12 protein-coding genes are annotated in these 14,905 nt (G+C 23.8%); 1 reads left to right on the forward strand and 11 read right to left on the reverse strand.

The window, feature by feature from the left end; translation table 11 throughout:
- Nucleotides 1-171: 171 nt before the first annotated feature.
- The gene (locus Q0087_RS01125) at nucleotides 172-888 is read right to left on the reverse strand and encodes a metal-dependent transcriptional regulator (RefSeq protein WP_297897525.1); all 717 of its coding nucleotides are present in this window, start codon (nucleotides 886-888) and stop codon (nucleotides 172-174) included.
- 701 nt (nucleotides 889-1,589) lie between these two features.
- Complete coding sequence (gene acs, locus Q0087_RS01130; protein ID WP_297897528.1) at nucleotides 1,590-3,542, reverse strand: acetate--CoA ligase; 1,953 nt, start codon at nucleotides 3,540-3,542, stop codon at nucleotides 1,590-1,592.
- Nucleotides 3,543-4,127: 585 nt separating this feature from the next.
- On the opposite strand from acs, the gene Q0087_RS01135 reads away from it, so the two are divergent.
- A complete protein-coding gene (locus tag Q0087_RS01135) occupies nucleotides 4,128-4,301 on the forward strand; it encodes a hypothetical protein (RefSeq protein WP_297897531.1) in 174 nt (57 codons plus the stop codon).
- Between the two features lie 130 nt (nucleotides 4,302-4,431).
- Here Q0087_RS01135 and Q0087_RS01140 read toward each other — a convergent pair whose 3' ends face one another.
- From Q0087_RS01140 to Q0087_RS01180, 9 genes are all read right to left on the reverse strand, one after another.
- Nucleotides 4,432-4,611, reverse strand: a complete 180-nt coding sequence (locus Q0087_RS01140) for a hypothetical protein (protein ID WP_297897534.1) — start codon at nucleotides 4,609-4,611, stop codon at nucleotides 4,432-4,434.
- Nucleotides 4,612-4,614: 3 nt separating this feature from the next.
- On the reverse strand, nucleotides 4,615-4,950 hold the full coding sequence (locus Q0087_RS01145) for a ribbon-helix-helix domain-containing protein (RefSeq protein WP_297897536.1): 336 nt from the start codon (nucleotides 4,948-4,950) through the stop codon (nucleotides 4,615-4,617).
- Between the two features lie 206 nt (nucleotides 4,951-5,156).
- Nucleotides 5,157-5,555 (reverse strand): PIN domain-containing protein, encoded by a 399-nt coding sequence (locus tag Q0087_RS01150; RefSeq protein WP_297897538.1) that lies wholly within the window; start codon nucleotides 5,553-5,555, stop codon nucleotides 5,157-5,159.
- Nucleotides 5,556-5,564: 9 nt separating this feature from the next.
- Nucleotides 5,565-5,792: an AbrB/MazE/SpoVT family DNA-binding domain-containing protein gene (locus tag Q0087_RS01155; RefSeq protein ID WP_297897541.1), complete on the reverse strand. Its 228-nt coding sequence runs from the start codon at nucleotides 5,790-5,792 to the stop codon at nucleotides 5,565-5,567.
- Between the two features lie 470 nt (nucleotides 5,793-6,262).
- Nucleotides 6,263-8,065: a putative glycoside hydrolase gene (locus tag Q0087_RS01160; RefSeq protein WP_297897544.1), complete on the reverse strand. Its 1,803-nt coding sequence runs from the start codon at nucleotides 8,063-8,065 to the stop codon at nucleotides 6,263-6,265.
- Nucleotides 8,066-8,976: 911 nt separating this feature from the next.
- Entirely contained in the window at nucleotides 8,977-9,525 is a 549-nt protein-coding gene (locus Q0087_RS01165) for a HEPN domain-containing protein (RefSeq protein WP_297897547.1), read from the reverse strand.
- A 20-nt stretch (nucleotides 9,526-9,545) separates the two neighbouring features.
- Nucleotides 9,546-10,127 (reverse strand): nucleotidyltransferase domain-containing protein, encoded by a 582-nt coding sequence (locus tag Q0087_RS01170; RefSeq protein ID WP_297897550.1) that lies wholly within the window; start codon nucleotides 10,125-10,127, stop codon nucleotides 9,546-9,548.
- Between the two features lie 182 nt (nucleotides 10,128-10,309).
- Nucleotides 10,310-12,424: a pseudomurein-binding repeat-containing protein gene (locus Q0087_RS01175; protein ID WP_297897553.1), complete on the reverse strand. Its 2,115-nt coding sequence runs from the start codon at nucleotides 12,422-12,424 to the stop codon at nucleotides 10,310-10,312.
- A gap of 840 nt (nucleotides 12,425-13,264) precedes the next feature.
- The coding region (locus Q0087_RS01180; RefSeq protein WP_297897556.1) for an Ig-like domain-containing protein at nucleotides 13,265-14,905 on the reverse strand (1,641 nt) is incomplete at its 5' end.

The following is a 14,905-nucleotide window of genomic DNA, read 5'->3' on the forward strand; positions in this document are numbered from 1 at the left end:
ATAAAAAACTCATATCTAAAATAAACAGACCTAATAGACTAAATTATAATATAAAAAACTCATATCTAAAATAAACAGACCTAATAGACTAAATTATAATATAAATCACTTTTATTTAAAATAAATATAATAGATTAAATTTAATATAAAATTAAAAAATTTAACAAATATTTATAAAACACTTACAAATACATTATTAGCTATATTGCCTGAAATTTCAACATCTGAACCATTTACAGAAATATTTAAAGAGGATTTATCTTCACTAGCATTATTAAGCTTGACAGGAGTACCAATAGCTATACCCAATGACATTAATTTTTTCAAAATATCAGAATCTCCCCTAATAAATGAAACTTCTGCTTTTTCATTTAAATATAAATCAGCAATTGAAATTAAATTTGATTTTCTTACACCAATTTCTTCAATGTCTTTTTCCTCATTTACACAATCTTCACAAGAATTAAAATCAAAATCACATGGAGGAATTGGTTTTTCATCAGGACATATATCAGGATGTTCTAAAATATGACACATTGCTCTTTCAGCTTCATCAGACAATGAATGCTCCATATCACAAGCTTGAATATGAACATTTTCAGGTTTTACATTTAATACATCGGTTAAAAATTTTTCAAGAATCCTATGCTTTCTAGTGATTTTTTGAGCTACTTTAAATCCTTTATCAGATAAATTAGCACCTTTATATGGAATGTAATTGATATATCCTAATTCTTCTAATTTTTTTAGCATCTGAGTGACACTACCTGGAGCTATCTCTAACCTTTTAGAAATTGTAGTTGTGGAAACATATGTTTCTTTGTTCCCATATTTATATAAAACTTCTAAATATTCCTCTATATTTTCACTAAGCTCTTTATTCGCCATAAAACCACCGAAGATAAAAAAATGATAAGTAATTTAAATTATATTGTTCAATTATATATAAACTTATATCATACATATCATTTAATTTTATATTAAATATTTTATATTGATTACATATTTATCAAACTACTAATATATTGAGTATATATTTATTAAATTACTAATATAAAAAGTTTTGGTTTGCCTAAAATTTAGTATAATAATTTATATTGCTTATTTTAAAACAAATTTATTAATAAATTCTTGAATAAAAAATACGATTAATAAAATTAACTAAAATGCAAATTAAATAAAATTATTAAAAAATTTTAAAGAAAATAAATAATATTTAAAAAATAATTAAAATAATAATTAAAATAATGATTAAAAATTAATAAAAATAATAATTAAAATAATGATTAAAAATTAATAATTAAAATAATAATTAAAAATTAATAATAAAAATAATGATTAAAATAAATTAATAATTAAAATAATAATTAAAAATTAATAATAAAAATAATGATTAAAATAAATTAATAATTAAAATAATAAAAATTTATTATCCCTTGTTAATATCAATACTGAGTAATATAAATTATTTATATTGTATTTAAAGAAATTAAATTGCTAAATATTAATTATAACTAAAGATAATAATTTTATTAGAAACTGTTTCTATTTTTATTAAAATTTATTCATATTTTTAATAAAAAATATTTCTATAAATCATCTAATGTAGAAGTGTCTCCTAACTCCTCGCCATCTTCCTTAGCTTTTAGGATTCTTCTCATTATTTTTCCACTTTTTGTTTTTGGAAGACTATCTACAGAAACCATCTCTCCAAGAACAGCTACAGGACCAAGAGCATGTCTAACATGGCGCTTTAGCTCTTCTCTTAGCATTGCATTATCTCCTTCTTTAAATGGTAAGTCTAAATCATAGCCTTCATTAAGAATTAAAAATGCTTTAATAAGTTGTCCTTTAACAGGATCTTCTTTTCCAATAACTGCAGTTTCATTAACAGATGGATGACTATTAAAAGCACTTTCAACTTCAACAGCCCCAATTCTATGACCAGCAATCTTCAAAACATCATCAGATCTGCCTTCTATCCAAACATAACCTTCTTTATCTATACGTGCCATGTCCCCAGTTTTATAGAATCCATCAGGGAAAAAGTTCCAATAAACCTCTTCGAATCTCTCTTCATCATCATATAAAGTTCTAAACATTGAAGGCCATGGTTTTGTAATAGCTAAATAACCTTTCTTTCCATTTTCAACTTCATTACCTTCTTCATCTACAACAGCTACAGTAACACCTGGTAAAGGTCTTGTAGCTGAGCCGGGTTTTAAATCAGCTACAGGCATTGGAGCTATCATGTGCATACCAGTTTCTGTTTGCCACCAAGTGTCCATAATAGGAGTTCTGCACTTTCCAATTTCTTCATACATCCATTTCCATGCTTCATAATTAATTGGTTCACCAACACTCCCAAGGATTTTCAAAGAATCAAGATTATATAGTTTAGTATATTTTTTACCAAATCTCATTAAATGCCTAATAGCTGTAGGAGCAGTGTAAAATTTAGTTACACCATATTTTTCAATAATTTTCCACCAAACTCCAGGATCTGGAAAATCAGGAGCTCCTTCATAAATCAAAGTAGTTGAACCTAAAAGAAGAGGTGCATAAATAGTATAACTATGGCCAGTAATCCAACCAGCATCTCCTGTTGACCACCAAAGATCATTATCATGAATATCAAAAACGTTCTTGAGAGTGGTAGCTATTCCAACCATATAGCCCGCGGTTGTGTGTAGGACACCTTTTGGTTTGCCAGTACTTCCAGAAGTATAAAGGATAAACAATGGGTCTTCAGCATCCATTATTTCACTATAGCAAGAATCTCCTTCACCTTCAATTAAACGTTCATAAAATATCTCATTTCCTCTAAGGTCTGCTACATCGTTATATCTACCAGTATGATTTACAAGAACTACTGTTTGAACAGTTGGACATTGTAACATAGCTTCATCAATTACTGATTTAAGATTAATAATTTTTCCACGCCTATATGTTCCATCAGCAGTTATAACAACTTTAGATTTAATATCATTAATTCTTTCAACTACTGCAACTGAAGAAAGTCCAGAATATATAGCACTGTGAACTGCACCAATTTTAGTACATGCTAACATAGAGATAATAAGCTCCGGACACATTGGAAGATACATAGAAACAGTATCTCCTTTCTTAATTCCTAAATTAAGAAGAGCATTTGCCATTTTATTTATTTCACGATAAAGCTCATAATATGTTAATTTAATTTCATCCCCACGTTCGTTTGTGTATAGGATAGCTATTTTATTCCTTTTTTCTGTTTTAATCCATCTATCAATAGCGTTATAGGCAAGGTTTATTTTACCTCCAACAAACCATTTATAGTAAGGTTTTTCACTTTCATCAAGAACTTCATCCCATCTTTTAAACCAGTCAAATTGTTCTGCTTCCATTGCCCAGTATTTCTCGATGTCTTCCCCTTTTTGAATTTCTCTTTCCCAATCTTTTACAATAGCTCTTTCTATTACTTTATTATTTGGTGAAACAACTTGATCTCCATTATGATTAGCTAATTTTTGCTGATCAATTCTTTTTCCAAATTCATCCATTTAATCAACTCCAGAGATGTGTAAAGACTATAAAGATTATATATTATCTTAATTTTAGATATAATTTTTATAGAAACTTTAAAATTATTTTATAATTTTATTAAAGATTTTTCTATGAATTTATATCCCAAATTTTGCAAATTTAAATTTTATAACTTAAACCCCCATGATAAATTATAAAAAGAATTTTACATTGAGTTATATGTTTTAATTTTAAAATGCATTATTTAGATTTAAATAATTAGAATTTAATTTTTATTAATTATCACAAAATATTAATTATCACAAATATTAATTATCACAAATATTAGTTAATAGACCAATATTAATTAAATAGATTAATTTTAAGTCTTTTATAAATATTAATTAGAAAATTAATATTAAGTTTTAATTCTTAAAAATTTTCAATCTTTAAAATTTAATTTTGTTTATTTTATATTTATAATATGTCACAATAGAATATATAAATTTTATTATGATTAATCATGATAAATAGGTTTTTCTGTTGATGACAAATTTAAAATAATAATAAAAATTATAATAATTATAGTAAAAATAATAATGAAAATAAAAATAATAATAGTAATGGTAATAGTAATAATAATAGCAATAGTAATAATTAATAATAATATTAATAATATTAATAATAAAAAAGTTGACCTTGATGATACTGAACATGAATGTTTTCAGATAGTTAATGAAATTCTTATAAAAGATAAACTTCAATCTACAGATGATTTAATTCTTGCCAAACATTAAATAAAAAATAATCTACCAATATTTTATCTTTAGATAATAAAATTATTGAATCAATAGTTTATAGTATTTTCAGTGAAATTAGCCATTACTAACAAGGATAAGGTAAAAGAAAAACTAGAATAATGCATTATTAATCTTTTAAGAACCTAACTTTTTTATCGATAACACATTTAGCATTATCTTTTAATACAGTTCTCTGTGCTTTATGTCTTCCACTTTTAACAATTACTGTAATATCATCTATTTTTCTAGCTTCTACTATAATTTTATCACCAATTATAGTGTCACCTATTTTTGTGTATATTGTCATTATTTATTCTCCAAGTTTACCTTCTTTTATTAAATTTTGAACTATTTTAGATACTAACTCAAGGTCTAACTCCAAATTATCTGCAACTTCAGATATATATGCTTCTCCAAATGATTTATAATATCCCAATACTTCTTTTTTTGCAGTATCATAATCAATGTCCCTGATTTTAATGACTTTTATTCTCCTTAATTTTTCTCTTACTGCATCTCTTACAAAGTCAGAACCACTAAGGAATAATCCATTATTAACAAGTTCGTTTATTTCATCATATTCTATTTTAGCTAATTTAGTACCTATTGTTTTACTTTCTGGTTTTTTTTCTTTTGTACTAATCATGTTTATTTATATATATCTAACAATATATAAAATTATTTAAAGTTTTATTTAAATTATTTAAATTAACATTTTACGTTTTTAAAATTAGCATTAAAACTTAATAACATAAAAATAGTATATTAAAACTTAATAATATAAAAATAGTATATTAAAACTTAATAAAAAAATTTGAATCTTTAAATAATAATTTTAAAATGCTTTTTAGATTATATAATCAAATCCACATCTGTTTTTTTATAATATTCATCAAATGATACTAATTTGTCTAAATTATATTCTTTTATTATTTCTAATATTGCACTATCTGTAAATGATAGCTTAGTATTATATTTCAAATAAGTTTCCATAGTTTTATCCTTAAAATTAGGTATATCAAATTCATTAATAATTTTAAAATTATCTTTCATATAATAATAAGTAGTTTTAGCTATTTCATTATTTTCTTTATTTCCTACTATTGTTATGACTTCATTAAATATTAAATCAGATATATAGCATTCATTATCCAATATACCCCTTTCAGTTAAATTGACTGCCCTTTTATGTAAACTATCTCTTTTTAACACTAATGCTATTATAAAACAACTATCAACAAAGACTTTCATTATAAAACCTTACCTATATAAGTCTTTTTTTAATTTTACTGCATTAGTTCTTTCTTTTGTTTTCCCTATTCCTATAATATCATTTAAAGTAACTTTTTTTCTAAAACTAACAGTAATATTACCATTAGCATCTTCATTCCATTCTACAATATCATTAGGTTTTATATTATGTTTTTTTCTAAATTCAGAAGGTATAGTTGTTTGATTTCCTTCATAAACTTTAGTTTCAATAATCATTAATATCACCTATTATATTATATATCAGCTATCAATATATATTTAACTATTAAAATAATAATAGCTATAAAAATAATTTTAATCATGAATATAATTTAATATATTAGAATAAGTTTAGCTATTAAAATAATTTTATATATTAATATAATTTAATATATTAGAATAATATTGACTATTTATATAATAATAATTATCTAGATCATGTTAAATATTGAAATAATGTTGTTTAATTAGATAATGATGATTATTTAAGAAATATTAGATGTTTAAATTATAAAAAATACTTAAATTATTAAAATAATTAAATAATTAAATAATTAAATAATTAAAAAAATGATAAAATATCCAATAATTAGAATAAAAAATACTAAAATATGAAAAAATTAAAATAAAAAATAGAAATAATAAAAAAATAAAAAATAGAAATAAAAGAATTAAAATAAAAAATTAAAATAAAATTACCTATAAATTCAATATAAACTTAAAAAGTTGAAAAACTTGGTTAAACCCCATCTAAACAAAGCTAAACCATCAGCCCCTCCTTTTATAGAAGCAGATGAATCTTTATATAATTCTCCAGTACTCAATGATACTGGATTATTATCACTTTTATAAGTTTGTAAACCACTCCAAATTCTAGCTCCACCAGAATTTTTAACAAACCATTTGGTTGTAGAAGTTATCCAGCTATTGGACATACCATAGTTACCTTTGTAAATCATCGGAGTTATAATATCCAAATATTTACCAATTTTAGGAATATTTTGGCCATAATAATAAGCGTCTGAAGAGGTTTCAGGCATTACAGCTGCTGAAAGAAGAATGTTAGGATTATACTTATTAACATAGGATTTAGCCTGACTTACAAACTTAGTAATAGCTTTTTCACCAGTAACACCATTTGAATAGCTATATTTATAAGCAGTACCCGGATATCTAAGATAATCTAAATGTATTCCCCCAATATAATCCATTCTAGAGTAAGTTTTTATTTTAGATAAAATCTTATTAAACTGAGCTTGATTATAAGTTTTTTTACTAGTGTCAATAGGATTTATCCATTTCCCATTTGCATAGAAACATTGAATCCATAAATGAGTTTTTATACCCTTTTTAGCTGCATTTTTAGCCCATTTGATGACATTAGACTTCCCATATTGCGATATAGTTGCTTCATGTAAGAAAACATTTCCGATACCAGATTCAGCTAATTTTTCAAAGTTAACATTATAAAAATCTTTACTTTGTACCCATATAGAGTTGGTATTAGGAACACTTTTTGTTTTTGAAGTTCTAGTATATTTTGGGATATATTTATTAATTTTATTAGAACTACTAATCTTCAAAGTTACATATTTTGGGAGTTTATTTTTATAATAATCATAGTTTAGAACAGAAGCAAACATATAGACCGCAGTTTGATACTGAATTTTACTATTTTTAGTCCTAGAAATATAATTTGGAACTTTATTATACTTATCAATATATTTTGTAGTTTTTAAGCTATATTTATAATAATTTGATTGATAAATATTGGCTTTAATGTTTGTTCCAGATGGTTTTGTTGGGTTTTTAATATTATAATTTACAGTAACTCTTGAATTACTATTTTTCTTTTGATATTCAATTGTTTTAGTCATTAAATATGTAAATTCTGGAACAGAATATCTATATCCCTCAACAGTAACATAAGAAGGCAACCTCTTATTTTTTAAAACATATTTTTTAAGATTTTTTGATGAAGAAATAACTCCTTTTTGAGAAACTGTTTTAGAAGAACCTATAGAACTAAGTTTAGCTTTAGAGGTTGTGGAAACTTTAGAAGCCGCATGGGCTTTAATAACTCCTTTTGAATGATCTGCATTGTTTGCAGGAATTATTATATTACTACCATCAGCAGAACTACTACTTTTATAAATAGGATTTTCCTGTAAAAAGTTAAAATTGTTTTGATTTTCCAAACTAGCTACAACGCTGAAGGATAAAAAAAGAGTTAAAGTCAAAAATAGTATTAATACAAATCTATTTAAATTATTATCTATATTAGCTAATTTAAAAATTTTATATTTAATATTAGTATCCTTAATATTGTTATCTTTAATATTAGTATTCTTAATATTATTATATTTAATATTAGTATCCTTAATATTATTATATTTAATATTAGTATTCTTAATATTATTATCGTTAATACTAATACTCTTTGAAGAAAAATCATGAGTATTAATATCTACATTTTTATAATTATTATCATTATCACTATTAAATTTCATACCAAAAATATTTATACCGCCTACTAGCTATAAATCTTCATCAGAATATAAATATAATTAAATAAATTAAATTTAAGATATATATTTTAAAATAAATTATATTTACATATTTTATAATAAAATAAAATATATTTAAAATGTATATAATTAAATAAAATATATTTAAAACATATATAATTAAATAAATTAAATTTAGATACCTTATATATTAAAATGAAAGACAATTAGCTATTAAATTTCAAACAATATGTTTATTTTTAATTATAATAACAATCTCAAAATATTAACCATTCCGAAATATTTAACACTTAACTAATATTATTAAAAACAATATAGCTGATTTAAAAATCTTTATTTGAAATAGAAATAATCTTTATTTCTCATTATAATTAATATTTATACCTATATTTGGCATTATTAATAAATATTACCCTCAAAAATAGTGAAAAAAGAATTTTTTAAAATATTTAAAATAAATATATCTTAAATAAAAATAAAAATTTAGAATATAAAATAAAAGATTAGAATATAATAATAAAAATTTAGAATATAAAATAAAAGATTAGAATATTTTAGAATATAAAATAAAAGATTAGAATATTTTAGAATATAAAATAAAAGATTAGAATATAATAATAAAAATTTAGAAGAACAATTTCAGTTAATTTATAAAGAATGGTTTGTAGATTTTAATTTTCCTGATAAAAATGGAAATAGATATAAAGAAGATAGAAGTCTTATATCCAAATATTGAAGTTTTTGATAAGTTTAATTTAATAATAAAACCTTTTTTGAAAAAATATATAAAAATAACTTAGAAAGAAAAATTTAATCCAATTAAAAGAGATTTTACTCACTAAACTAATATTTGGAGAAATAAATGTTTTGGAAGTGGAAATTTAAAGAATTTCTTATGATTCTAATAAAAATAAAAATTGTGAGAAAAATTCTTCAGCTCTATTAAGAGAGGTTTTTGCTTTAGAATGTGTTAGATTCTTTCCTAAATTATATTGAAACATAGATCTTTTGTTTCTTTCAAACTCAAATGATTCAATAGTTTCATTAGCCAATAATTCTGATTCATCAATATTTATTAAATCAAATGTTTCATTTTTTGCTTGTTCATAATCTTCTATTAATTTATTTTTAAGTTTATCTTTAACAAAAACTATCAACGAATCACTTGTAATTTTATGGGCTATTTTATCCCCAACTTTATACCCATATTTTAATAATACTGCATTAGCCATATAAAACATAGAATAATAAGAAATCACTAAAACCCACAAATCTGATTCATTATTTTCATAGATACTTTCTGCAAGTTCTAAACTTTCCTGTGATCTTGATAAATAAGTTTCTATGATTGATTCACTAGTTTTAGTTTTCTTGAGTAATCCGTCATTTAAATATTGTCTGACATTATTTTCTGCTTTTTTAATATTTTTTTCTGGAATCAAAGAAAATTACCTCCTGTTGTTTATTTTTCATTAATGCTTGATAATAATTGATAATAATCTTCAATTCCATATAAAATTATATTTTGTTTTAATGCTTCACTTATTACTGTAAATTCTTTTTGGGATGCTAAATCGACGAATTCTTCAAAACTTAAAAAAATTGGATGAATATCAAATGGGAAAATATTAAGTTTTCTTTCAATATTATTTTGATATTTTTCATCACATATAATTATTAAATCTATATCTGAATGTTTATTGTAAGTATTTTTTGCATAAGATCCAAATAATAATACTATCTTCGGAAAATATGTCCTTTTTAAAATATTAAAAATATTATTCATATTTTTATTTTTTAAAATCTCTTCTCTTCTTTTATATTCCGCAGAAAAAAATTGAGGATTTGGATTTTTTATAGCTTTTACAATATTGGATGATCCTATTTTCTTTGTTTTGAGAATTTTAGCTTTAGATAACTTTTTTATAATATCATAAGTATTTTTATAATCTTTATTTAATCCATTAGCGATATTCCTAATAGTTAAATCTTCACTATCCTTCGACAAAACATATTTTAAAATTTCAATAGAATTAGAGTTCATTTTATCATTTATTAGTTATGGTATTTCTACCATAATATTATGGTATTTATACCATATAAATTTTTCCGATTATCAACATGAAATTTTATTTATATCTAATTAAGAGTATATATCAAAGATTAAAAATTCAGAGACTATTGAAAATTAGAAAAAAAATAAAAAAATATTCAGATAAAGATAGTTTATTTAATACCTAAAAGATTAAATAAATTAGCTATTCCCCATCTAAATATTACTATACCGTTTCCTCCACCAGCTAAAACAGATTTACAATCAGCAGTTAATTCTGAAACTGAAAGTCTAGATAAATCTTCATCAGAATGATAAGCATATAATCCTCCCCAAACTTCAGCACCACCAGAATTATCTATATACCATTTAGTAGTTGATTGAATCCATGCATTATCCTTACCATAGTTTCCTTCATAAAGCATTGGTACTAAAACATCTAAATATTTACCTAGTCTTGGAGCATCTTGACCATAGTAAATAGCAGCATCAGATTTTTCAGGCATTAATGCACCAGATAGAATAATTTTAGGATTTATATTTTTAACTGCAACTGAAAGTTGTCTTACAAACTCAGTTATAGCATCTGCACCATTTTTACCATTATCATAGCTAAAGATAGAAGCTTTATTAGAGCTACTTCCTGGATATCTTAAATAATCCAAGTGGATTCCAGCGACACCTGAAATACCGGCATAATATTTAGCCCTAGATATAACTTTATCAAAATAAGCTTGATTAAGAGCTTTTTTAGAATCAATTATAGGATTAGTCCAAACTTTACTTGTAGCATTATAAAAGGTAGTAAACCAAATATGAATCTTAAAACCTTTTGAAGTAGCTGTTTTAATCCAGTTAATAGCTGTTGTTGGATTTTTAAATATATCTTCATGAATAAATATATTTCCTATTCCATATTTAGCAAGTAAATCTAAATCAACATTCTTCATGTCTCCAGAATGAACCCAAATAGCATTTTTACTTGCAGACAAATTATAAGAAACATTACTACTTACTGAATCTCTTGAATACTTTGGAATATATTTATTTAAAGCACTGCTTTTTGAAACAGATAATGAAAGAGAAGTTGGTATTTTACTATACCTAGATATATAATCACCTATTCTTGCAAAACCATATACAGCTGTTTGATATTGAATTTTACCATAAGATGAACTCACATAATTAGGTATTTTGTTATTACTATCAATATATTTAAATGTTCTTTTAGCTAAATCATAATATTTAGCTTTAGAGAATGTTTTTTTAATAGTAACTCCTGAAGGACTAGATGGATTTTTAACATTCCATTTAATAGTGATTGAATTACTCTTTTTTAAATATTTATAAACAATAGCTTTTGAAACTAAATAAGTATATTCTGGAATTGAAAATTTATATCCAGAAATAGTTATATAATTTGGTAGTTTACCATATTGAAGTACATAACTTTTAACAGTTCTAGAAGCTTGAAATATTGCTGATTGGGAAAGTTTAGTTGGTTTACTTGTTGATCCAACAGAAGAAGATCCAGCAGCTTGAGTGTTTGAAGAAGCTAAACTAGATGAATTTCTATTATAAACAGGCAAATTTTTATTTAAGCTACTAGAAGATCCAACACTTATTGTTAATGTTGTTGGTAGTTTACCCCTAGCATAAATATAATTTAAAACTTTGTTAAGTCCAAAAATAGCTGTTTGATACTGTATTTTACCAAGAGAAGATGTAACAAAATTTGGAGCACGATTATTTTTTTCTATATAATTTACTATATTCTTTGCATAAGAATAATAAGTTTTAGAAGAAATTGTTCCTTTTATGCTGTTTCCAGATGGTTTAGATGGATTTTTAACATCATATTTTACTTTTATACTTGATGTGATTTTATTATATTTGTAAGTAAGGGTCTTACTTAAAATATACATATATTCACTCATAGAATATTTGTAACCAGCTATAGTTACATAATTTGGTAACTTTTTATATTTCTTAATGTAATTATAAACTGATTTTGAAGCAGCTAATACACTACTTTGAGAAAGAGTTGTTGGATATTTAACAACATTGGTTGAAGTTTTAAGCACTGTAGCTGAACTTGAAGAACTTCCATTAGAATTATCTGAAACAGACCCATTACTAGAATCGTTATCAGAAATACTATTTGAACTAGTTTCAGCTGATCCATCAGTAGCTAAAATTTCATCTGATAAGCTATTTATTTCTAAAACATTACTTGAATCATCACTTGATTCATTACTATTTATTTCATTAGCAAAACTAAAACCCATTGTTAAAAAAACTAAAATACTAAATAATAAAAATATTTTAGCATATTTTGATTTTGAAAAATTACTAATAATATTACCTCACTTTTGTATCTATTAAATTTTCATCTAACAGATTAAGCCCCACAATTATGGTCCATAAAGTTTAAATTTACAAAGTCATATTTGAAAACTTAAACAGCCATAATACTAAATCCGCCTCTAATTATCTAATAGCTAATTAAAAATATTATTATAAAGATTTAATATAATTAAATCAAATTAAATACCTTATATATTTATTATAATAATAAATATTATTATAAAAAATCCATAATAATTAAAAATTTTATAATATTTAAAGATTCTATAATAATAAATTTAATAAAATATTTAGAAAAGAATATAAAAAATTTTCTAATTCTAGAATATTAAAAAACACTAAAAAGATTTAAGTTAATTTAAAGATGAATACTTAAATCAATAAATATTTAGTAACCCTAGAAAAACATGAAAATTATCTAATTTCCCTTGATAAATATTTTTTAATTAGATACTAAATTTTAGAGTGATATTTATATGTTTTTTAAACTATTTAAATATTAATAAAAAAATAGTAAAATTAGCTGATTAAGTAATAAAGAATAAAATAATAAAATCTTTAAATTAAAAATTTAATATAAAAATATTTTTTTAATTAATATTATTCTTTTATTTTTTTATATATCTTCTTTTAAATCATTAATTTATTTAAAATTTATTAAATATATAAAAAAATAAAAAATAAAAAACTCTTAAAAAGTGAGAATGAATTTAAGAGCTTTTTAATAAATTGTTTAAATTATTTGTTTTAAATTTTTGTGTTTATTTTTGTTTTATTGGTCTGTATACTTTTAGTTTTAGTTTGAAAGTTTTACCTGCTTTTAAGCTAATTTTGAACTTTATTCTGTTGGCAGCATACTTGTAATTAAGTTTTTTATTGTAAACTTTCCATAACTTGTATTTCAAGTTTTTATAAAGAACTTGAGCACTTACAGTACCTGAACCAGAACCACCAAAGTTTTTAAAAGTCAACCATTTCATATAAACAATATTACCATGTCTAACAGCTTTACTATTAGCTCTTTTAACAAGCTTAATATTTGGATTAGAGTCTTCAGTACCTGAGCCTTTATAAACAGTGTACGCTACACTACCAGTAGAAGCAGAATAGGTAGAATCACCAGCATAATAAACTTTAGCAGTGAAATTACCAGCTTTAGATGGAGTATAGGATAAACTCCAACTTCCATCAGCACCAGTGACAACATTGTAGGATTTACCATCAATAACAACAGTAAGGTTAGCACCAGCTATAGGATTACCATTTTTATCAACGAGCTTACCAGTAATGGTTGTTTTTTTACCACTAGTAGCATTTTTAGGAACATTGATAGATAAATTACTTCCTAATTTAATGTAAAACTCAGCAGATCCAGTAGCATTATTGTAATCATCTCCACCATCAAAAGTAGCTGTCACAGTATGATTACCACCAGTAAGAGTACCTTTAGGTATTGTTAAAGAACCAGTACCATTCTCATCAGTAATAATACTACCAACTGTTACACCATCAATATCAATATCAACAGCATAATCATGGACAGGATCACCATCCTCATCAGTTACAGTTACTGTAATAGTAACAGACCCATCAAGATTCTCAGTCACAGTAATATTCACAGTAACATTGCCTTTACGTGCAGAAAACTCTAAATTCACATCCTGATTATCCAAAGTTCCATTAATCACTTGAATACCAGCACTAGCTATAGTCAAATCACCAATAAAATTACTAGTATTATCAACTACAAACTCTTGACCATTAAAAGTACCATTCACCACAAAATAAGGTAAATATTCAACACCATCATTAGTAAGAGTAGTATTCAAAACTAAAAACATGAAACTAAGAGTATCACCAAATTTAACATCATCCAAACTAGTAAGATTAGTGATATTCAATATATAATGATTATTAGTATCTACACCAAAAATCAAACCAGAAATATCATTAACACCCCACCAATTATAATCAAAACTACTATCATCATTAAAATCAGTAATATTAACACCAACAAGAGCTAATATCCGATTATATTCAACAGTAACATTGACAAGAGATCCAACATAAAGCCCTGTGAAATTCAAACCAGCACCATTAGGAGCAAAAATAGTATTTCCCCTAATAATAAAGTCACTTACATCAGTAGGCACACTTCCATAATTAGAAAAGAAATAAAATCCATCACCATCAGTAGAATTTATCACATTATTCAAAAAATTGAAACCACTAAGATTACCATCATAAGAATAAACATACACACCATAAAGCCCTCCAATAATGTTGTTATTGTCAAAGGTTATATTGATGTTGTTGCTGCTGGCTGCATACAGATAAACACCAACTGATGTTCCTGTGATGTTGTTGTTGACGAAGGTTATATTGGTGTTGTTGCTGCTGGA

The organism is uncultured Methanobrevibacter sp. (assembly GCF_937881195.1).
Taxonomy (GTDB): Archaea; Methanobacteriota; Methanobacteria; order Methanobacteriales; family Methanobacteriaceae; genus Methanobinarius.

Excerpts from the sequence above, each read along its gene's own strand:
- Q0087_RS01125 (WP_297897525.1), bottom strand. The coding sequence starts at position 888 with ATGGCGAATAAAGAGCTTAGTGAAAATATAGAGGAATATTTAGAAGTT.
- acs (WP_297897528.1), bottom strand. The coding sequence starts at position 3,542 with ATGGATGAATTTGGAAAAAGAATTGATCAGCAAAAATTAGCTAATCAT.
- Q0087_RS01135 (WP_297897531.1), top strand. The coding sequence starts at position 4,128 with ATGGTAATAGTAATAATAATAGCAATAGTAATAATTAATAATAATATT.
- Q0087_RS01140 (WP_297897534.1), bottom strand. The coding sequence starts at position 4,611 with ATGACAATATACACAAAAATAGGTGACACTATAATTGGTGATAAAATT.
- Q0087_RS01145 (WP_297897536.1), bottom strand. The coding sequence starts at position 4,950 with ATGATTAGTACAAAAGAAAAAAAACCAGAAAGTAAAACAATAGGTACT.
- Q0087_RS01150 (WP_297897538.1), bottom strand. The coding sequence starts at position 5,555 with ATGAAAGTCTTTGTTGATAGTTGTTTTATAATAGCATTAGTGTTAAAA.
- Q0087_RS01155 (WP_297897541.1), bottom strand. The coding sequence starts at position 5,792 with ATGATTATTGAAACTAAAGTTTATGAAGGAAATCAAACAACTATACCT.
- Q0087_RS01160 (WP_297897544.1), bottom strand. The coding sequence starts at position 8,065 with ATGAAATTTAATAGTGATAATGATAATAATTATAAAAATGTAGATATT.
- Q0087_RS01170 (WP_297897550.1), bottom strand. The coding sequence starts at position 10,127 with ATGAACTCTAATTCTATTGAAATTTTAAAATATGTTTTGTCGAAGGAT.
- Q0087_RS01175 (WP_297897553.1), bottom strand. The coding sequence starts at position 12,424 with ATGGGTTTTAGTTTTGCTAATGAAATAAATAGTAATGAATCAAGTGAT.